Below are 18,923 nucleotides of genomic sequence, written 5' to 3'. Positions count from 1 at the left end.
ATTCATCAATTGTGGCTGAGGACGACTTCGGGTAGACTATTTTCCCGTCTTGGTTATTCCACCGTCTTTAAACCTAAACTCTCAGGTTCAGCATGACAACGAATTATATTTTTGTGACCGGCGGGGTCGTATCCTCTCTGGGCAAAGGCATTGCCGCAGCCTCCCTCGCAGCCATCCTTGAAGCACGTGGTCTGAATGTGACCATCATGAAACTCGATCCGTACATTAACGTCGATCCGGGTACCATGAGCCCAACGCAGCACGGTGAAGTGTTTGTTACCGATGATGGGGCCGAAACCGATCTGGACTTGGGTCACTACGAGCGCTTCATCCGTACCAAAATGTCGCGCCGCAACAACTTTACGACCGGTCGTATCTACTCAGAAGTGCTGCGCAAAGAGCGTCGCGGTGACTATCTGGGTGCCACGATTCAGGTTATCCCACACATCACCAACGCCATTAAAGAACGTATTATCGAAGGCGGCGAAGGTCATGATGTCGTACTGGTGGAAATCGGCGGTACCGTAGGTGATATTGAATCCCTGCCGTTCCTCGAAGCGATTCGCCAGATGGCGGTTGATGTGGGCCGTGAACACACCATGTATATGCACCTGACTTTGGTGCCGTATATGGCCGCTGCAGGCGAAGTGAAAACCAAGCCAACCCAGCATTCAGTGAAAGAGCTGCTGTCGATCGGTATCCAGCCTGATGTGCTGATCTGCCGTTCTGACCGCGCTGTGCCGGCCAATGAACGTGCGAAGATCGCCCTGTTCTGTAACGTGCCAGAGAAAGCGGTTATTTCCCTGAAAGATGTGGATTCCATCTACAAGATTCCTGGCCTGTTGAAATCACAGGGTCTGGATGACTATATCTGTAAGCGTTTCAATCTGAGCGCACCGGAAGCGAACCTGGCCGAATGGGAACAGGTTATCTATGAAGAAGCCAATCCGGGCGGCGAAGTGACCATCGGTATGGTCGGCAAATATGTCGAACTGCCAGATGCGTACAAGTCAGTGATTGAAGCACTGAAGCACGGTGGCCTGAAAAATCGTGTAACCGTGAACATCAAGCTGATCGATTCGCAGGATGTGGAATCTCGCGGTGTCGAAATTCTGAAAGATCTGGATGCTATCCTGATCCCGGGCGGTTTCGGCTACCGTGGTGTGGAAGGCAAAATGCTCACGGCGCAATACGCGCGTGAGAACAACATCCCTTACCTCGGTATCTGCCTGGGTATGCAGGTTGCGCTGATGGAATTCGCACGCAACGTGGCCGGGATGGCAGACGCCAACTCAACGGAATTTGTGCCAGACTGTAAGTACCCAGTGGTCGCGCTGATCACTGAATGGCGTGATGAAGAAGGCAACGTTGAGCAACGTACTGAGCAGAGCGATCTGGGCGGCACCATGCGTCTGGGTAGCCAGCAGTGCCAGCTGACGCCGGAAAGTAAAGTGCGCCAGCTATACGGTTCTGACGTGATTACTGAACGTCACCGTCATCGTTATGAAGTGAACAATCTGCTGTTGAAGCCGATTGAAGCGGCGGGTCTGCATATTGCGGGCCGTTCCGGCGACGACCAGCTGGTGGAGATCATCGAACTCCCGAACCATCCGTGGTTTGTAGCTTGTCAGTTCCACCCGGAATTCACGTCGACCCCGCGTGATGGTCATCCGCTGTTCGCTGGCTTTGTTAAAGCCGCGCAGGAGCACCAGAAGCGGTTAGCGAAGTAAGAGTTTAACGAACAGCGCGCGAACTTTTCGCGCGTTGTTTGTCTTAGGATTGACTAACTTGTACTGAGGAAAATCGAATGTCCAAAATCGTAAAAGTCATCGGTCGCGAAATCATCGACTCCCGTGGCAACCCGACTGTAGAAGCAGAAGTGCATCTGGAAGGCGGTTTCGTTGGTCTGGCTGCAGCGCCATCAGGTGCTTCAACCGGTTCTCGCGAAGCACTGGAGCTGCGTGACGGTGACAAATCTCGTTTCCTGGGCAAAGGCGTGACCAAAGCGGTTGCCGCTGTTAACGGTCCTATCGCTGCAGCGGTAACCGGTAAAGATGCCAAAGACCAGGCGAACATCGATAAGATCATGATCGAGCTGGACGGTACTGAGAACAAATCCAACTTCGGCGCTAACGCCATTCTGGCGGTTTCGCTGGCTGCGGCAAAAGCGGCTGCGGCTTCTAAAGGCCTGCCACTGTACGCGCACATCGCTGAACTGAACGGCACCCCAGGCAAATTCTCTATGCCACTGCCGATGATGAACATCATCAACGGTGGTGAGCACGCGGATAACAACGTTGATATCCAGGAATTCATGATCCAGCCTGTTGGCGCGAAAAACGTGAAAGAAGCCATTCGCATGGGTTCTGAAGTTTTCCACAACCTGGCAAAAGTGCTGAAAGCCAAAGGCATGAGCACTGCGGTCGGTGACGAAGGTGGCTATGCGCCAAACCTGGGTTCTAACGCCGAAGCGCTGGCTGTTATCGCTGAAGCGGTAAAAGCAGCAGGCTATGAGCTGGGCAAAGACATCACCCTGGCGATGGACTGTGCAGCGTCTGAATTCTACAAAGACGGCAAATATGTGCTGGCTGGCGAAGGCAACAAAGCTTTCACCTCTGAAGAGTTCACGCACTTCCTGGAAGACCTGACCAAACAGTACCCAATCGTCTCTATCGAAGACGGTCTGGACGAGTCTGACTGGGCGGGCTTCGCTTACCAGACCAAAGTGCTGGGCGACAAAATTCAGCTGGTAGGTGACGACCTGTTCGTGACCAACACCAAGATCCTGAAAGAAGGTATCGATAAAGGTATCGCTAACTCCATCCTGATCAAATTCAACCAGATCGGTTCTCTGACCGAAACTCTGGCTGCAATCAAGATGGCAAAAGATGCAGGTTACACCGCGGTGATTTCACACCGTTCAGGTGAAACTGAAGATGCGACCATCGCTGACCTGGCGGTCGGTACTGCAGCAGGCCAGATCAAAACCGGTTCTATGAGCCGTTCTGACCGTGTTGCTAAGTACAACCAGCTGATTCGTATCGAAGAAGCGCTGGGCGACAAAGCTCCGTTCAACGGTCTGAAAGAAGTTAAAGGCCAGTAAGGGTCTGTTGATGTGGCCTGATGGGCCGCATCATCGCTGATAAAGCCCCGCCTCGTGCGGGGCTTTTGTTTTTTTGACACGAAGCAGCTGTGAACACACGGCGAAAATCTGCCATAATCCCCGCCTCGAATTTTAGACGTGAGTGAAAAATGTTCTACCCGATTAACGAAATGTTCCAGACCCTGCAGGGTGAAGGTTTTTACACCGGTGTTCCGGCGCTGTTCATCCGCTTACAGGGATGTCCGGTGGGCTGTAGCTGGTGTGATACCAAACATACCTGGGAAAAGCTGGCCAATCGGGAGACATCGCTGGGCGACATTCTGATAAAGACCGTAGAAAGTGACGCCTGGGGCAGTGCCGATGCGGCAATGCTGATCGAGACCATTCAACGTCAGGGCTGGACCGCGCGCCATGTGGTGATCACTGGCGGTGAACCGGCTATTTTTGATTTGCGCCCGTTGACCGAGGCGTTGGAAGCGGCCGGATTTGAGTGCCAGATTGAGACCAGCGGTACACATGAAGTGCACTGTTCTGACAGCACCTGGGTGACGGTCTCACCGAAGGTCAATATGCGCGGTGGTTACGATGTGCTGCCTCAAGCGTTGCAGCGTGCCGATGAGATTAAACATCCGGTGGCGCGTGAGCGTGATGTCGAAGCGTTAGATGTGCTGCTGGCGGGTCTGCATGATGACAAGAAGCGCATTGTGGCGCTGCAACCGATCAGTCGTGGCGATGCCGCCACCAAACTGTGCATTGAGACCTGCATTGCGCGTAACTGGCGCCTTTCGATGCAGACACATAAGTATCTGAATATCGCCTGATTCATCAGGTGTGCATCCCTGCGGCACCTGACTCAAACCTGTTTGAAGGGTCGCCATTGATGGCGACCCTGTTCATTACCGCACCGGCTAAACGATATGGATAGCGACTTTTTCCATTACCCCGCCGACGCATGCTTAGGTTTTATTGCTTTGCTTTATACGCGTCGAAGGCCTGTTTGATCTCAGCCTTAGCTTTCGCCGCATCTTCAAAACCATTCAGCTCAACTTTCTTACGGCCATCTGGCAACTGCTTATACACGCGGAAGAAGGCTTCCAGACGCTCCTGCTCCATTTTCGGCAGGTCTTTCATCTCTTTGATGCCGTCATAGGTTGGGTCGATTTTGCTGGTTGGTACCGCAACAATCTTGTCGTCCACTTCGCCACCATCAATCATTTTCAGCACGCCAATCGGGCGCAGTTTGATCAGTGTGCCCGGTTGCAGTGGCGCGCGGGTGTAGAAGATCACATCCAGCGGATCGCCATCACCGCCCAGTGATTGGGTCAGTGAGCCGTAGTTTGCCGGATAGGCAACCGGCATCGACTGGAAACGGTCGGCCACGATAAAACCGGTTTTCGCGTCGGTTTCATATTTAATCATCCCGCCCGCCGGAATTTCAGTCACGGCATAGAACTCATCCGGTACTTTTTCAGGCTGCGGAAAATCGAGGACGTTTTGCGCCTGAACGGCGGCAGAGGCGGAAACCAGCAAAGCAATAACAGAAAGGCGTTTAACGAAGTTCATTGTTGATTCTCTTGATCTTTAATGAAGGAGACAACAACGTAGAGGGGGCGGATGACAAGGAGATGAAGTGAACGTAAAGAAGCGTATAGCTGAAAGTCAGGCTGCACAGCGGCAGCCCGTCAACAGTGATTAACCTTTATAAGTACAACCTGCGGTACAGGTTTCCTTGATCATCACTGCACTCAGTTCTGGCAGGATCGGTTTCATCTGATCCCAAATCCATTTTGCCAGCACTTCGCTGGTTGGATTTTCCAGGCCTGGAATATCATTCAGATAGTGATGATCGAGACGATCATAAATCGGCATAAACGCCGCCTTCAGTTCGGCAAAATCCATGACCCAACCGGTATGCGCATCCACTTCACCGGTAATTTCTAATCGCACCAGGAACGAATGGCCATGCAGACGACCGCATTTATGCCCTTCAGGCACATGCGGCAGACGGTGGGCAGATTCGAACTGGAACTCTTTAAACAGCGTGGTAGACATAATGGCTCTCAGACTTAAAAACCGCCGAATTCTACCTGAATCACAGATTTTTCGCACCCGCTTACGATGAAAAGGGCATTTTGCGCACGCCTATACCGCAACATGTTGATTAACGTATTGAATAAAGGCGACTTTATTTACCACTTTTGCCGATTAACATTACCCGAAAAACCACTTAGTCATTTTGGTTATTAATTATGTCGAAGGCGTATTTAATCGTTAATATACAGCCCGGTAACCTACCCACTCTTCCGCCATTTATCGGTCCGGACTTCAGACACTGGAATTTTTAACGCGATGACGACTCAGGCACCAGGTTCAATGCTCCCGCTTAATCCGGAGCAACTCGCGCGCTTACAGGCAGCGACCACGGATTTCAACACCACGCAGATGGCCTGGCTTTCCGGCTACTTCTGGGGCATGGTCAATCAGACGCCGGGCGCCGTTGCTGCACCTGCACCGGTTCAGGCAGAAGTGCCAACCATCACGCTGATTTCCGCGTCACAAACCGGTAATGCTCGTCGCCTGGCAGAACAGCTGCGCGATGATCTGCTGGCCGCCAAATTAAGCGTTAATCTGGTCAACGCCGGTGACTACAAGTTTAAGCAGATCGGCCAGGAGAAATTGCTGGTCGTGGTCACTTCGACGCAAGGTGAAGGTGAGCCACCGGAAGAAGCCGTAGCGCTGCACAAATTCCTGCTGTCGAAGAAGGCGCCGAAATTTGCGGCTGGCTCCGCGTTTGCGGTGTTTGGTCTTGGTGACACCTCATACGAATTCTTCAGCAAAGCCGGTAAAGACTTTGATGAGCGTCTGGCGGAACTGGGCGCAGAACGTCTGCTGGATCGTGTTGATGCTGACGTGGAGTACAAAGAGCAGGCTACGGCCTGGCGTCAACAGCTGACCGAGATTCTAAAAGCACGCGTGCCGAGTGAATCCTCGGTGGTTGCCGCCGTGACGGCATCCGGCGTGGTGAACGACATCCACAGCAGCCCATACACCAAAGAAGCGCCACTGACCGCCAGCTTTGCCGCTAATCAAAAAATCACCGGTCGCGATTCGGATAAAGATGTTCGCCATATCGAAATCGATCTGGGCGATTCTGGATTGCGCTATCAGCCCGGCGATGCGCTGGGCGTATGGTTTGAAAACGACGCGGAACTGGTACAGGAACTGCTGCAACTGGTGTGGCTGAAGGGCGATGAGCCGGTTGATGTTAACGGTGAAAACCTGCCGCTCGCAGAAGCCTTGCAAAAGCATTATGAGTTGACGGTGAACACGCCGCAGATCGTTGAACAGTATGCTGCGCTGTCACGCAATGATGCGCTGCTGGCGCTGTCGGGTGATAAGCCGAAATTACAGAGCTATGCGCAGAGCTTCCCGATTGTCGATATGGTGCGTCAGGCACCGACTGAACTCAATGCAGAACAGCTCACTGGCCTGTTGCGTCCTTTAACACCGCGCCTCTATTCGATTGCTTCATCGCAAGCGGAAACGGATACCGAAGTACATATTACTGTCGGTGCGGTGCGTTATGAGATTGATGGTCGTCAGCGCGGCGGCGGTGCGTCAACCTGGCTGGCGGATCGCATCGAAGAAGACGGCGACATCCGCGTGTTTATCGAACACAACGACAACTTCCGCTTGCCGGCAAATCCGGAAACGCCAGTGATCATGGTCGGCCCAGGCACCGGTATCGCGCCGTTCCGCTCCTTTATGCAGCAGCGTGATAACGATGGCGCAGGCGGCAAAAACTGGCTGTTCTTTGGTAACCCACACTTCACCGATGATTTCCTCTATCAGGTGGAATGGCAGAAATACGTCAAAGACGGCTTGCTGACCAACATTGATTTAGCGTGGTCACGTGACCAGGCTGAGAAAATATACGTACAAGATAAAATCCGCGCCAAAGGGGCGGAAGTGTGGCGCTGGATTGAAGAAGGCGCGCACCTTTACGTCTGCGGCGACGCTAATCGCATGGCGAAAGACGTTGAGCAGGCATTACTGGATGTGGTGGTCGAACACGGCGGCATGGATCGTGAAACGGCTGACGAATTTTTAAGTGAGCTGCGCATTGAGCGCCGTTATCAGCGAGACGTTTACTAATGAGCGAAAAACATCCTGGACCGCTGGTCGTTGAAGGCAAGCTGACCGACGCCGAGCGTTTGAAAAAACAGAGTAACTACCTGCGCGGCACCATTCTCGAGGATCTCGATGATGGCCTGACCGGCGGCTTCAGTGGCGATAATTTCCTGCTGATCCGTTTCCACGGCATGTACCAGCAGGACGACCGCGATATTCGTGCGGAGCGTGCGGCGCAGAAACTTGAGCCGCGCCACGCGATGATGCTGCGTTGCCGTCTGCCGGGCGGGATTATCACGCCAACGCAATGGCTGGCGATTGATAAGTTTGCGACCGATAAAACCATTTATGGCAGCATCCGTCTGACTAACCGTCAGACCTTCCAGTTCCACGGCATTCTGAAAAAGAACGTGAAGCCGACGCACCAAATGCTGCATGAAGTGGGTCTCGACGCGCTGGCGACCGCCAACGACGTGAACCGAAACGTGCTGTGCACTTCGAATCCAGTCGAGTCGGAACTGCATCAGGAAGCCTACGAGTGGGCGAAAAAGCTCTCCGAGCACCTGCTGCCGCAAACCCGCGCATACGCTGAGATTTGGTGGGATAAAGAGAAGGTTGCTACCACGGATAAAGAACCGATTCTGGGCGAAACCTATCTGCCGCGTAAGTTCAAAACTACCGTGGTGGTGCCACCGCATAACGATGTCGACCTGCATGCGAATGACCTGAACTTTATCGCCATTGCTGAGAACGGCAAGCTGATTGGCTTTAACCTGTTGGTTGGCGGTGGGTTGTCGATTGACCACGGTAATAAAGCGACTTATGCGCGTACTGCGAGTGAGTTTGGCTTCCTGCCGGTAGAGAAGATCCTTGATGTGGCGGCTGCGGTAGTGACCACCCAGCGCGACTGGGGTAACCGTACCGATCGTAAAAACGCCAAAACCAAATACACGCTGGAGCGTGTTGGCGTCGAAACCTTCAAAGCGGAAGTGGAAAAGCGTGCAGGCCTGACGTTTGAACCGATTCGGCCTTATGCGTTCACGACCCGTGGCGATCGCGTGGGTTGGGTGAAAGGTATCGATAAAAAATGGCATCTGACGCTGTTCATCGAAAATGGTCGTCTGCTGGATTATCCGGGACGTCCGTTGAAGCGCGGCATCGCTGAAATCGCGAAAATCCATCAGGGTGATTTCCGTTTAACCGCCAACCAAAACCTGATCGTAGCCGGTGTGCCAGAGAAGCAAAAAGCACAGATCGAAGCCATCGCCCGTGAACACGGTTTGATGGAAGCGGTCACGCCACAGCGTGAAAACTCCATGGCCTGCGTGGCCTTCCCAACCTGCCCATTAGCGATGGCCGAAGCCGAACGCTTCCTGCCTTCGTTTGTCACCAAGGTTGAAGAGATCATGCATAAGCACGGCGTCGGTGAAGAGCACATCGTGCTACGCGTTACCGGTTGCCCGAACGGCTGTGGCCGTGCTTTGCTGGCAGAGTTGGGTCTGGTGGGTAAAGCACCAGGTCGCTACAACTTACACATTGGCGGCAACCGTATTGGGACACGCATTCCGCGTATGTACCGCGAGAACATCAACGAAGGCGAAATTCTGGCCAGCATCGATGAGCTGGTGGCGCGCTGGGCAACCGAGCGTCAGGCCGATGAAGGCTTCGGTGACTTCGTGATTCGCGCTGGCATCATTAAAGCCGTGGTGGATCCCGCCCGTGATTTTTGGGACTCGGAGGCAGTATGACGGTACTTGATCTCGCAGCACTGAATAGTGGCAGCAAAGTCGATCGCATCATGGCACTGGCCGAAAGCAACGTGCTGCTGGAGAAACTCTCCGCTGAGCAACGCGTGAGCTGGGCGCTGGAGAATATGCCGGGCGCGTTCGTGCTGTCCTCCAGCTTTGGTATTCAGGCGGCGGTTCTGCTGCATATGGTGACGCAGCAGAAACCGGATACGCCGGTGATCCTGACCGATACCGGCTATCTGTTCCCGGAAACTTACCGCTTTATTGATGAGTTGACTGAGAAGCTCAATCTCAATCTGCAAATCTTCCGTGCTGAGACTTCTCCAGCATGGCAGGAAGCGCGCTACGGCAAACTGTGGGAGCAGGGCGTCGAGGGGATTGAGCAGTACAACCAAATCAACAAGGTCGAACCGATGAATCGCGCGCTGCAAACCCTGGGTGCGCAGACCTGGTTTGCGGGTCTACGCCGTGATCAGTCAGGCAGCCGCGCCAGTTTGCCTGTGCTGGCGGTACAGCGCGGTGTGTTCAAGATTCTGCCGATCATTGACTGGGATAACCGTCAGGTGCACCAGTACCTGAAACAACATGGCCTCAAGTATCATCCGCTGTGGGATGAAGGCTATTTGTCAGTGGGCGATACGCACACCACCCAAAAGTGGGAACCGGGCATGGCAGAAGAAGAGACACGCTTCTTTGGCCTGAAGCGCGAGTGTGGATTGCACGAAGGTTGATGCATCAATAAAAGGGTTGCGGCGTGATCTATCGCGCCTCCCTGCAGCGCCTCTAACGCTGGCAGGTGCACGATAAATCGTGCCGCGACCCAATTGTCCTTTAAATCCCTTTTAACCCTTCAAACGCCTCCGCTGCACGCGTCACGTTCACTTTGGTCACGTCATAATGCGCCACCGCGACAAAAGGATCTTCCGCGAGGATAGTATCCAAACGGGCGCGATCCATCTCTTTCACCAGCACCATGCCGCCGGTGCGCGGATCTTTACGGCCTGCGGCAATGAAGTCACCACTGTCAAAGTAACGATCCAGCCACTCCATGTGTGGCGCCAGCAGCGCGTCGGCTTCTTCTGCCGGACGGAAATAGTTGAGATACACCACGTACATCGCAAATCCTCAAGTTGTTGGGTTAGCCAGCTCAGTGACCAGCGGCAGTAAGATCTTCACGCTATCACGCGTGCGTTGCGTAATCCGGCCCGGTAGCCAGCGATCCAGATAATTGAGGTTATCGCGGTCCGTCTGGTGGCGTACGTTGCCCTCCGGGAAGTGGCTGCTGTGCGCCCGTTGCTGCTGTCCATCTTTATTACCCAGCGCCCAGTTGGCGGCGGTGACATCCAGCAGCGGCATGCCGGCTTTATCAAACGGATTCACGCCCGGATAGTCACGGGCTGTCAGCGTGTGGCTGGCGGCGGAAATACCGTAGCGATGCGCGAGCTGCACGGCGCGCGCGCTGGTCTGCTTGCGTACCGCTGAGGGCGTATTGGCGCCACTGTTAAAATAGAGGTGATCGCCGACGATCAGACTGTTGAGATCAATCACCAGCAGCGTGTTCTTTTTCTCCTGCGCACTCATCCGCGACAGGTAGTCATCCATCCCGTGCAGCCCGGCTTCACCAGCGCTAAGCGCGACAAAGCGCACGCCATAATGCAGTGGGGTTTTACTCAGCTGTTGCGCCAGTTCCAGCATCACACCCAGACCGGACGCATTGTCGTCCACACCTTGTAAACGCAGGCCGCACAGATTGTTATCCGCTTCATGACGGCTGAGTGGCGTCCAGGTGTCGAGATGCGTGACGATCAGGATCTCTTGCGGCACCGCACCGCTGCGCGCGGCGATCACCGACGTGGCGGAGACTTTACGTGCGCGGGTTTCACCCTTGCGCTCTAACCAGTTGTAGCTGGTATTGAACTGGCGGGTATTACTCTTGTAACCCAGCTCGGTGAATTGCTGTTGCAGATAATCGGCCGTCATCAGCTCAGCAGGGCTGCCGCTCATACGGCCAGGGAAATAGGTGGCGATATGGCGCAGCTGCTGTTCGGCAAAATGCCCCGGCGCATAGGTTGCGGCTTGGGCAAAGAGAGGCAAACCGCCCGCGATCAGTGCAGCCAGCACGGTGCGGCGGAGGGTGGCAAACATAGTTAAGGTCCTTTTGTGACATCCCGTCAGGCTAAAAAAATTCTGGATTAGTATGAAACTGTGACCGCGATTGCACAATTTGAATTGCTCCGAAACACCAGCAATATCATCTGTTAAGCACAAATTGTTATCAGCAATCCTGGGGCGTTATTCCATTCGGTAACTACTAATGCCAATTCGTAATTTCATCTGCCAGAAGGTGGGAAAGTATAGTCGCGTTAACTTATTGTAAAACTAACAAGGTTAACGTGGATTATCTGCCTCTCTTTGCCGATCTCAAAAACCGTCCAGTGCTGGTTGTTGGCGGTGGTGAAATCGCGGCGCGTAAAATCGAACTGCTGCGACGTGCCGGTGCGCGCGTGCGGGTAGCGGCGCGCGACCTTGGCCATGAGTTGCAGGCGCTGCTGGAAATCGACGCCATCGAGTGGATTGCACATCACTTCGATCCGGTTCAGCTGGATGGCGTCTTTTTAGTCATCGCTGCCACTGACGATAACGCGCTCAATGCGCAAGTCTTTGACGCCGCCAATGCCCGCCACAAGCTGGTCAACGTTGTCGACGATCAGCCCAAGTGCAGTTTTATCTTCCCCTCTATTGTCGATCGCTCCCCGTTGGTGGTGGCGATCTCCTCTAGTGGTACGGCGCCAGTGCTGGCCCGCTTACTACGTGAAAAAATTGAGTCGCTGTTACCTGCTAATCTCGGTCAGATGGCTGAAGTGGCAGGACAGTGGCGTGACAAAGTTAAACAGCGCTATCACAGCATGTCGGAACGTCGTCGTTTTTGGGAGCGGGCATTTAACGGTTTGTTCGCCAGCCAGATGTCGGCCGGTAACGTCAACGAAGCAGAACGCACACTGGATCGCGAGTTAGAGAATGACAGCGACAATCAGGGTGAAATCACGCTGGTGGGTGCCGGTCCGGGTGACAGCGGTTTACTGACGCTGCGCGGCCTGCAGGTGATGCAGCTGGCGGATGTGGTGCTGTATGACCATCTGGTGAGTGACGAAGTGCTGGAGCTGGTGCGCCGTGATGCTGACCGCATCTGCGTCGGCAAGCGTGCTGGAGCACACTCCGTATCCCAGGAAGAGACCAATGCGATGCTGGTTGAGCTGGCGCAGCAGGGCAAGCGCGTGGTGCGTTTGAAAGGCGGCGATCCGTTCATCTTTGGTCGCGGCGGCGAAGAGCTGCAGGCGGCGAAAGCGGCGGGCATTCCTTTCCAGGTGGTGCCGGGCATTACTGCGGCAGCGGGAGCCACTGCTTATGCCGGGATTCCGTTAACCCATCGCGATCACGCGCAGAGCGTGCTGTTTGTCACCGGCCACTTACGCAGTGATAGCGAGGGCATTGACTGGCCGACGCTGGCGCGTGCGCGTCAGACCTTAGCGATTTATATGGGCACGTTGAAAGCGGCAGAAATTGCGGCGGGCCTTATCAAACATGGACGCGCGGCATCAACGCCGGTAGCCGTCATTGGCTGCGGCACGCGTCAGAATCAACAAGTGCTGACCGGTACCTTAGATCAGCTTGAGGCGCTGGCGGTTGCCGCGCCCACACCGGCCCTGATTGTGGTGGGGGAAGTGGTGAATTTGCACGGGCAATTAGCCTGGTTCCAACATTCGGCACAGCAGGGGGCTCGTGAGTCCGCCGTTGTCAATTTGGCTTGAGGAAAAATTATGGACCAAAATCGTCTTACTCATCTGCGCCAGCTGGAGGCAGAGAGTATCCATATCATCCGCGAGGTGGCGGCCGAGTTCAGCAATCCGGTGATGATGTACTCCATCGGTAAAGACTCCTCGGTAATGCTGCATCTGGCGCGTAAGGCCTTCTATCCTGGCACGCTGCCATTTCCGCTGCTGCACGTTGATACCGGCTGGAAATTCCGTGAGATGTATGAGTTTCGCGATCGCACCGTGAAAAACATGGGCGCGGAACTGCTGGTTCACCGCAACCCGGAAGGCGTGGCGATGGGCATCAATCCGTTTGTCCACGGTAGCGCCAAACACACCGACATCATGAAAACCGAGGGCCTGAAGCAGGCGCTGAATAAGTACGGGTTTGATGCCGCTTTCGGTGGTGCGCGTCGTGACGAAGAGAAGTCACGCGCCAAAGAGCGTATTTACTCGTTCCGTGACCGTTTCCATCGTTGGGATCCGAAAAATCAGCGTCCAGAGCTTTGGCATAACTACAACGGCCAGATCAACAAAGGCGAAAGCATCCGCGTGTTCCCGCTCTCCAACTGGACCGAGCTGGATATCTGGCAGTACATCTTCCTGGAAAACATCGAGATCGTTCCGCTATACCTTGCGGCACCGCGTCCGGTGCTGGAGCGTGATGGCATGCTGATGATGATTGATGACGATCGCATTGATCTGCAGCCTGGCGAAGTGATCAAACAGCGCATGGTGCGTTTCCGTACCCTCGGCTGCTGGCCGCTGACCGGTGCGGTGGAATCCGAAGCGCAAACGCTGCCGGAAATTATTGAAGAGATGCTGGTCTCCACCACCAGTGAACGCCAGGGCCGTGTGATTGACCGCGACCAGGCCGGTTCGATGGAAATGAAGAAACGTCAGGGTTATTTCTAAGGAGACGCAGATGAATACCGTAATTGCACAACAGATTGCCGATCAGGGCGGCGTAGAAGCCTGGCTGACCGCGCAACAACACAAAAGCCTGCTGCGTTTCCTGACCTGCGGTAGCGTCGACGACGGCAAAAGTACGCTGATTGGTCGCCTGCTGCACGATACCCGTCAGATTTATGAAGATCAGCTCTCTTCGCTGCACAACGACAGCAAGCGTCATGGCACCCAGGGCGAGAAACTCGATCTGGCGCTGCTGGTGGATGGCTTGCAGGCCGAGCGTGAGCAGGGCATCACCATCGACGTGGCATATCGCTACTTCTCCACCGAGAAGCGCAAATTTATCATCGCCGACACGCCGGGACACGAGCAGTACACCCGCAACATGGCGACCGGCGCATCCACTTGTGATCTGGCGATTCTGCTGATCGATGCGCGTAAAGGCGTGCTGGATCAGACGCGTCGTCACAGCTTTATCTCTACGCTGCTGGGTATCAAACACCTGGTGGTCGCCATCAACAAGATGGATTTGGTGGAGTATAAACAGGAGACGTTTGAACAGATCAAACAGTCTTACCTCGATTTTGCTGGCCAGCTCCCTGAAGATCTGGATATTCGCTTTGTGCCTATGTCTGCGCTGGAAGGCGATAACGTGGCGACGCCAAGTGTGACCATGCCATGGTACAGCGGCCCAACCCTGCTTGACGTGCTGGAGACCGTGGAGCTGAACCGCGTGGTGGATCATCAGCCAATGCGTTTCCCGGTGCAGTATGTGAACCGTCCAAATCTCGATTTCCGTGGTTATGCTGGTACGCTGGCCTCCGGTACGGTGCAGGTCGGACAGCGCGTGAAAGTGTTGCCTTCAGGCGTCGAGTCTTCGGTTTCACGTATCGTCACTTTCGATGGCGATCTGCAGGAAGCAGCAGCGGGTGAAGCGATTACGCTAGTGCTGAAAGATGAGATCGACATCAGCCGTGGCGATCTGCTGGTGGATGCGGCTGCAGAGTTGCAGGCGGTGCAGTCTGCCACTGTTGACGTGGTGTGGATGGCAGAACAGCCGCTGCAGCCGGGTCAGAGCTATGAAGTGAAGATCGCCGGTAAGAAAGCGCGTGGCCGCGTGGAAAAGATCATTCATCAGGTGGAGATCAACACGCTGGAGAAACGTGCGGTGGAAAGTCTGCCGCTGAACGGCATCGGCTTAGTCGAGATCACGTTTGATGAGCCGATGGTACTGGATGCCTATCGCCAGAACCCGGTCACAGGCGGCATGATCTTTATCGATCGCCTGAGCAATGTCACGGTCGGTGCGGGGATGATCAATCAGCCGCTGAGTGATGTGCGTGGGCAGGCTGGCCAGTTCAGTGAATTCGAGCTGGAGTTGAATGCGCTGGTGCGTCGTCACTTCCCACACTGGAATGCACGCGATCTGCTGGGTGGCAAGTAATGGCCCAACACGACGAAAACGTGGTGTGGCACGATCATCCGGTAACGCGTGAAGAGCGGGAACAGCAGCACGGCCATCAGGGCGTGGTGCTGTGGTTTACCGGGCTATCAGGCTCGGGTAAATCCACGGTGGCCGGTGCGCTGGAGCAGGCGCTGCATCGCGCGGGCGTCAGCACCTATCTGCTGGATGGCGATAACGTGCGTCACGGCCTGTGCCGTGACCTCGGCTTCAGCGATGACGATCGCAAAGAGAACATCCGGCGCGTGGGAGAAGTGGCGAAACTGATGGTGGATGCCGGTTTAGTGGTATTAACTGCCTTTATTTCGCCGCATCGCACGGAGCGTCAGATGGTGCGTGATTTGCTCGGCGCCGGGCAATTTGTCGAAGTGTTTGTCGATACGCCGCTGGCCGTGTGTGAAGCGCGTGACCCCAAAGGTTTGTATAAAAAAGCGCGCGCCGGTGAGCTGCGTAATTTTACCGGTATCGACAGCGTTTATGAGGCGCCAGACGCGCCTGAAATCCATCTTGATGGCGAACAATTAGTTACAAACTTGACCGCCCAATTGTTAGACCTCCTGCGTCACCGCGATATCATCAGATCCTGAACCGACAGCGGCAAATCTCGATTGGTTTGCCGCTTTTTAGCGTCAACAGGATCTCTATGCAGAACGTTACCCCCATGCTGGCACGCAAAGATGAACGCACCCCGGATGAGTCCCGCTCATCACTGCCGGGCGGCGTGATTGGCTTTCTCTCGTACTGGTGCGCGCTGGCGATTCCGTTCATGCTCTACGGTTCCAACACGCTATTCTTCTTCCTCTACACCTGGCCGTTCTTTTTGGCGCTGCTACCGGTATCGGTGCTGATTGGTATCGTACTGAGCTTAATGATTCGCGGACGCCTGTTCTGGAGTGGGGTGATCACCGCCATCGTGGTGGTGTGCCTGTTCTGGTTGCTGTTCTCATTTCTCTCGGGTTGGTAGTCCGATCCTGATGTGCAAACGCATCGGCAGGTTACAAAACTTTACCTGCCGTCCCGCTTTTAGCCTTGCCGTTTTTTGTACAGACAATCGTCTGCTGCTGGCATTTTCGCTGTCGCTGTGGAGTCCTGTGCGAAGTTATGGGATGATTAGGCCGTTTTTCAGGGGGCGGGGATGGGAAAACTGACGTTACTGTTGCTCGTGCTGCTGGGATGGCTCCAATATTCCTTGTGGCTGGGTAAGAACGGTATTCATGACTATACGCGCGTCAATGAAGACGTCGCGTCGCAACAGGCGAATAACGCCAAACTCAAAGCACGTAACGATCAGTTGTTTGCCGAAATTGATGACCTCAATGGCGGTTCAGAAGCAATTGAGGAACGTGCACGTAATGAACTGGGTATGATTAAGCCCGGTGAGACTTTCTATCGTCTGGTGCCAGACCAGAATAAACGTAACGCGCAACAAGCTGCGCAAAATCAACAACGATAAACCATGAACAACCTCTCTTCCCTTGCGGATGTGATTGCCGTGGTGCCTGCCGCAGGCGTGGGCAGCCGTATGCAGGCTGCCTGCCCAAAACAGTATCTGACCATTGGTCAATTTACCCTTCTTGAACACAGCGTTGCGCGCTTGCTGGCTCATCCAGCCGTTAAACAAGTGATCGTGCCCATCAGTCCTGATGATGGCTGGTTTGATTCGCTGCCACTGGCGCAGGATTCACGCGTACTGCGCGTGACAGGTGGCGACACGCGTGCTGAGTCGGTGCTGGCAGGTTTGCAGGCGATTAAGCATAGCGAATGGGTACTGGTGCACGATGCCGCGCGGCCATGCTTGCACCCGGATGATCTGGCACGCCTGCTGGCAGTTCGTGAGCACAGCAAAGTGGGTGCGATTCTGGCGGCACCGGTGCGTGACACCATGAAGCGTGCTGAACCTCGCAAAACGGCGATTGCGCATACCGTTGAACGCGAAGATCTCTGGCACGCACTCACGCCACAATTTTTCCCGCATCAACTGCTGACGGCGTGTTTAACGCGTGCACTCCATGAAGGCGCTACCATTACCGATGAAGCGTCGGCGCTGGAATACTGCGGCTATCATCCAGAGCTCGTCAGCGGACGCAGCGACAACATTAAGGTGACGCGGCCAGAAGACCTGGCGCTGGCGGCCTTCTATCTCACCCAGATTCAGTTAAAGGAGAGCGCATGATGCGTATCGGTCACGGTTTTGACGTTCACGCTTTTGGCGGCGAAGGTCCGTTAGTGATTGGCGGGGTGCGTATTCCCTTCGAACACGGTTTTATTGCCCATTCAGATGGCGATGTGGCACTGCATGCATTAACGGATGCGCTGCTCGGCGCGATGGCGATGGGCGATATCGGCAAGCTATTCCCGGACACCGATCCCGCCTTCAAAGGGGCGGACAGCCGTGGCTTGCTGCGTGAAGCCTGGCGTCGTATTCAGCAGAAAGGTTATCGCATTGGTAATGTCGACGTGACCATCATCGCGCAAGCGCCGAAAATGCTGCCGCATGTGCCGCAGATGCGCGTCAACATCGCTGAAGATCTCGGTTGCCATATGGATGATGTCAACGTCAAAGCGACCACGACTGAGAAGCTTGGCTTTACCGGCCGTGGCGAAGGCATTGCCTGTGAAGCCGTGGCGCTGCTGGTGAAGGCCGATTAAGTATGAGTGAACTGCTTTACCTGCACGGCGTTCCGAGCGCCACCGGCGTGATCAAGGCCAATCCCGAAGATTTCGTGGTAATTGAAGACCTCGGCTATCCCTATGATGGCGAAGGCGAGCAGGTGCTGGTGCGCATCCGCAAGATAGGCTGCAATACACGCTTTGTCGCCGAAGCTATCGCGAAATTCCTCGGCGTGCATCAACGTGATATGAGCTATGCCGGGATGAAAGACCGCCATGCGGTGACTGAGCAGACGCTGTGTTTCCGCGTGCCGGGTAACGCGATGCCGAATTTGGCCGGTTTCCAGCTGGAAGGCGTGGAAATTCTGCAGGTGATCCGCCATAAGCGCAAATTGCGCACTGGCGCGCTAGCAGGTAATGCGTTCCGTTTGGTTGTGCGTCAGATTTCGGATCGCGCAGAAGTGGAAGCGCGCTTGCAGCAAATCCAGCAAAACGGCGTGCCTAACTACTTTGGTGAACAACGCTTTGGCCGCGGCGGCAATAACCTGACGCAGGCAAAATTGTGGGCAGAAGATAAGTTCCGCCCGCGCGATCGCAGCATGAAAGGTATTTTGCTGTCTGCTGCGCGCAGCCAACTGTTTAATCAGGTCACCAGTGCGCGTTTGCAGCGTGATGGCGTGTTGGATCAGGTACAAGCGGGTGATGCACTGCAGCTGGCCGGTCGCGGCAGTTGGTTTGTGGCGCAGGCGGAAGAGCTGGCGGAATTGCAGCAGCGTGTGAATCATCATGAACTGCGCATCACCGCGCCGCTTGCCGGGCGAGGTGATCTGGGCACCCAGGGTGACGCGCTGGCCTTTGAGCAGGCTAATCTGGCACCGGCTGCGGATTTGCTGGCGCTGCTGGAGCGTGAGCGCGTTGATGCGGCACGCCGCGCCATGCTGGTGGTGCCAAAAGATCTGCGCTGGAACTGGTGGGATGACGTCACGCTGGAGATGCAGTTCTGGCTGCCAGCCGGGAGTTTCGCCACCAGCGTGGTGCGCGAACTGCTGAGTAACGGTGCCGCTGCGCCTATCAGCGATGAATAACCCCACTTTACCCGGCCTCAACGCCGGGTAAATATCTGCTCCGGCTGCCTAATGTTGCGGCAA

Annotated in this window: 19 protein-coding genes; 15 read left to right on the top strand and 4 right to left on the bottom strand. The window is 55.0% G+C overall.

Annotated elements, in window-relative coordinates:
- Positions 1 to 92 precede the first annotated feature (92 nt).
- The 3 genes from pyrG (at position 93) to queE (ending at position 3,924) form a co-directional block, all read left to right on the top strand.
- A complete protein-coding gene (pyrG, locus tag H7A81_RS00295) occupies positions 93 to 1,730 on the top strand; it encodes a glutamine hydrolyzing CTP synthase (RefSeq protein WP_034823046.1) in 1,638 nt (545 codons plus the stop codon).
- 77 nt (positions 1,731 to 1,807) lie between these two features.
- On the top strand, positions 1,808 to 3,103 hold the full coding sequence (gene eno / locus H7A81_RS00290) for a phosphopyruvate hydratase (protein ID WP_034823037.1): 1,296 nt from the start codon (positions 1,808 to 1,810) through the stop codon (positions 3,101 to 3,103).
- 149 nt (positions 3,104 to 3,252) lie between these two features.
- Positions 3,253 to 3,924: a 7-carboxy-7-deazaguanine synthase QueE gene (queE, locus tag H7A81_RS00285; protein WP_182056350.1), complete on the top strand. Its 672-nt coding sequence runs from the start codon at positions 3,253 to 3,255 to the stop codon at positions 3,922 to 3,924.
- Between the two features lie 142 nt (positions 3,925 to 4,066).
- Here the strand turns inward: queE and H7A81_RS00280 are convergent, their stop codons facing one another.
- Together H7A81_RS00280 and queD are read right to left on the bottom strand one after the other, a co-directional pair.
- The gene (locus H7A81_RS00280; protein WP_182056348.1) at positions 4,067 to 4,666 is read right to left on the bottom strand and encodes an inorganic diphosphatase; all 600 of its coding nucleotides are present in this window, start codon (positions 4,664 to 4,666) and stop codon (positions 4,067 to 4,069) included.
- Positions 4,667 to 4,795: 129 nt separating this feature from the next.
- Entirely contained in the window at positions 4,796 to 5,158 is a 363-nt protein-coding gene (gene queD, locus H7A81_RS00275; protein ID WP_176505758.1) for a 6-carboxytetrahydropterin synthase QueD, read from the bottom strand.
- 294 nt (positions 5,159 to 5,452) lie between these two features.
- Between queD and cysJ the strand changes: the two genes are divergently transcribed.
- Genes cysJ through H7A81_RS00260 form a run of 3 tightly spaced genes read left to right on the top strand, consistent with a single transcriptional unit; the run spans position 5,453 to position 9,713 of the window.
- Positions 5,453 to 7,258, top strand: a complete 1,806-nt coding sequence (gene cysJ / locus H7A81_RS00270) for an NADPH-dependent assimilatory sulfite reductase flavoprotein subunit (protein WP_182056346.1) — start codon at positions 5,453 to 5,455, stop codon at positions 7,256 to 7,258.
- Positions 7,258 to 8,982, top strand: coding sequence for an assimilatory sulfite reductase (NADPH) hemoprotein subunit (gene cysI, locus H7A81_RS00265; RefSeq protein ID WP_182056344.1), 1,725 nt, complete (start codon positions 7,258 to 7,260; stop codon positions 8,980 to 8,982). Before cysJ ends, cysI begins: the two co-directional genes overlap by 1 nt.
- Complete coding sequence (locus H7A81_RS00260; RefSeq protein WP_182056342.1) at positions 8,979 to 9,713, top strand: phosphoadenylyl-sulfate reductase; 735 nt, start codon at positions 8,979 to 8,981, stop codon at positions 9,711 to 9,713. The genes cysI and H7A81_RS00260 overlap by 4 nt, the downstream gene beginning before the upstream one ends.
- A gap of 100 nt (positions 9,714 to 9,813) precedes the next feature.
- Here the strand turns inward: H7A81_RS00260 and H7A81_RS00255 are convergent, their stop codons facing one another.
- Complete coding sequence (locus H7A81_RS00255; protein WP_182056341.1) at positions 9,814 to 10,098, bottom strand: YciI family protein; 285 nt, start codon at positions 10,096 to 10,098, stop codon at positions 9,814 to 9,816.
- A gap of 9 nt (positions 10,099 to 10,107) precedes the next feature.
- Entirely contained in the window at positions 10,108 to 11,127 is a 1,020-nt protein-coding gene (locus tag H7A81_RS00250) for an aminopeptidase (RefSeq protein WP_182056339.1), read from the bottom strand.
- A 248-nt stretch (positions 11,128 to 11,375) separates the two neighbouring features.
- On the opposite strand from H7A81_RS00250, the gene cysG reads away from it, so the two are divergent.
- From cysG to truD, 9 genes are all read left to right on the top strand, one after another.
- Complete coding sequence (cysG, locus tag H7A81_RS00245; protein ID WP_182056337.1) at positions 11,376 to 12,791, top strand: siroheme synthase CysG; 1,416 nt, start codon at positions 11,376 to 11,378, stop codon at positions 12,789 to 12,791.
- Between the two features lie 9 nt (positions 12,792 to 12,800).
- Entirely contained in the window at positions 12,801 to 13,709 is a 909-nt protein-coding gene (gene cysD, locus H7A81_RS00240; protein ID WP_034823008.1) for a sulfate adenylyltransferase subunit CysD, read from the top strand.
- Positions 13,710 to 13,719: 10 nt separating this feature from the next.
- The gene (gene cysN, locus H7A81_RS00235) at positions 13,720 to 15,147 is read left to right on the top strand and encodes a sulfate adenylyltransferase subunit CysN (protein WP_166932946.1); all 1,428 of its coding nucleotides are present in this window, start codon (positions 13,720 to 13,722) and stop codon (positions 15,145 to 15,147) included.
- Positions 15,147 to 15,752, top strand: coding sequence for an adenylyl-sulfate kinase (gene cysC / locus H7A81_RS00230; protein WP_182056335.1), 606 nt, complete (start codon positions 15,147 to 15,149; stop codon positions 15,750 to 15,752). Before cysN ends, cysC begins: the two co-directional genes overlap by 1 nt.
- A gap of 56 nt (positions 15,753 to 15,808) precedes the next feature.
- Positions 15,809 to 16,129 carry a DUF3561 family protein gene (locus H7A81_RS00225; protein ID WP_058961495.1) on the top strand — a complete coding sequence of 107 codons (321 nt, stop codon included), beginning with the start codon at positions 15,809 to 15,811 and terminating at the stop codon, positions 16,127 to 16,129.
- Between the two features lie 171 nt (positions 16,130 to 16,300).
- Positions 16,301 to 16,618: a cell division protein FtsB gene (gene ftsB, locus H7A81_RS00220; RefSeq protein ID WP_007893240.1), complete on the top strand. Its 318-nt coding sequence runs from the start codon at positions 16,301 to 16,303 to the stop codon at positions 16,616 to 16,618.
- A gap of 3 nt (positions 16,619 to 16,621) precedes the next feature.
- Positions 16,622 to 17,338 carry a 2-C-methyl-D-erythritol 4-phosphate cytidylyltransferase gene (gene ispD, locus H7A81_RS00215; protein WP_058961494.1) on the top strand — a complete coding sequence of 239 codons (717 nt, stop codon included), beginning with the start codon at positions 16,622 to 16,624 and terminating at the stop codon, positions 17,336 to 17,338.
- Positions 17,338 to 17,814: a 2-C-methyl-D-erythritol 2,4-cyclodiphosphate synthase gene (gene ispF, locus H7A81_RS00210; protein WP_166932984.1), complete on the top strand. Its 477-nt coding sequence runs from the start codon at positions 17,338 to 17,340 to the stop codon at positions 17,812 to 17,814. The genes ispD and ispF overlap by 1 nt, the downstream gene beginning before the upstream one ends.
- 2 nt (positions 17,815 to 17,816) lie before the next feature.
- A complete protein-coding gene (truD, locus tag H7A81_RS00205; RefSeq protein ID WP_182056332.1) occupies positions 17,817 to 18,860 on the top strand; it encodes a tRNA pseudouridine(13) synthase TruD in 1,044 nt (347 codons plus the stop codon).
- Positions 18,861 to 18,923 lie beyond the last annotated feature (63 nt).

The organism is Pantoea sp. ME81, from assembly GCF_903970985.1.
Taxonomy (GTDB): domain Bacteria; phylum Pseudomonadota; class Gammaproteobacteria; order Enterobacterales; family Enterobacteriaceae; genus Pantoea; species Pantoea communis.
The sequence above is the reverse complement of the archived record's forward strand: the minus strand, read 5'-3'. Positions and strand labels throughout refer to the sequence as shown.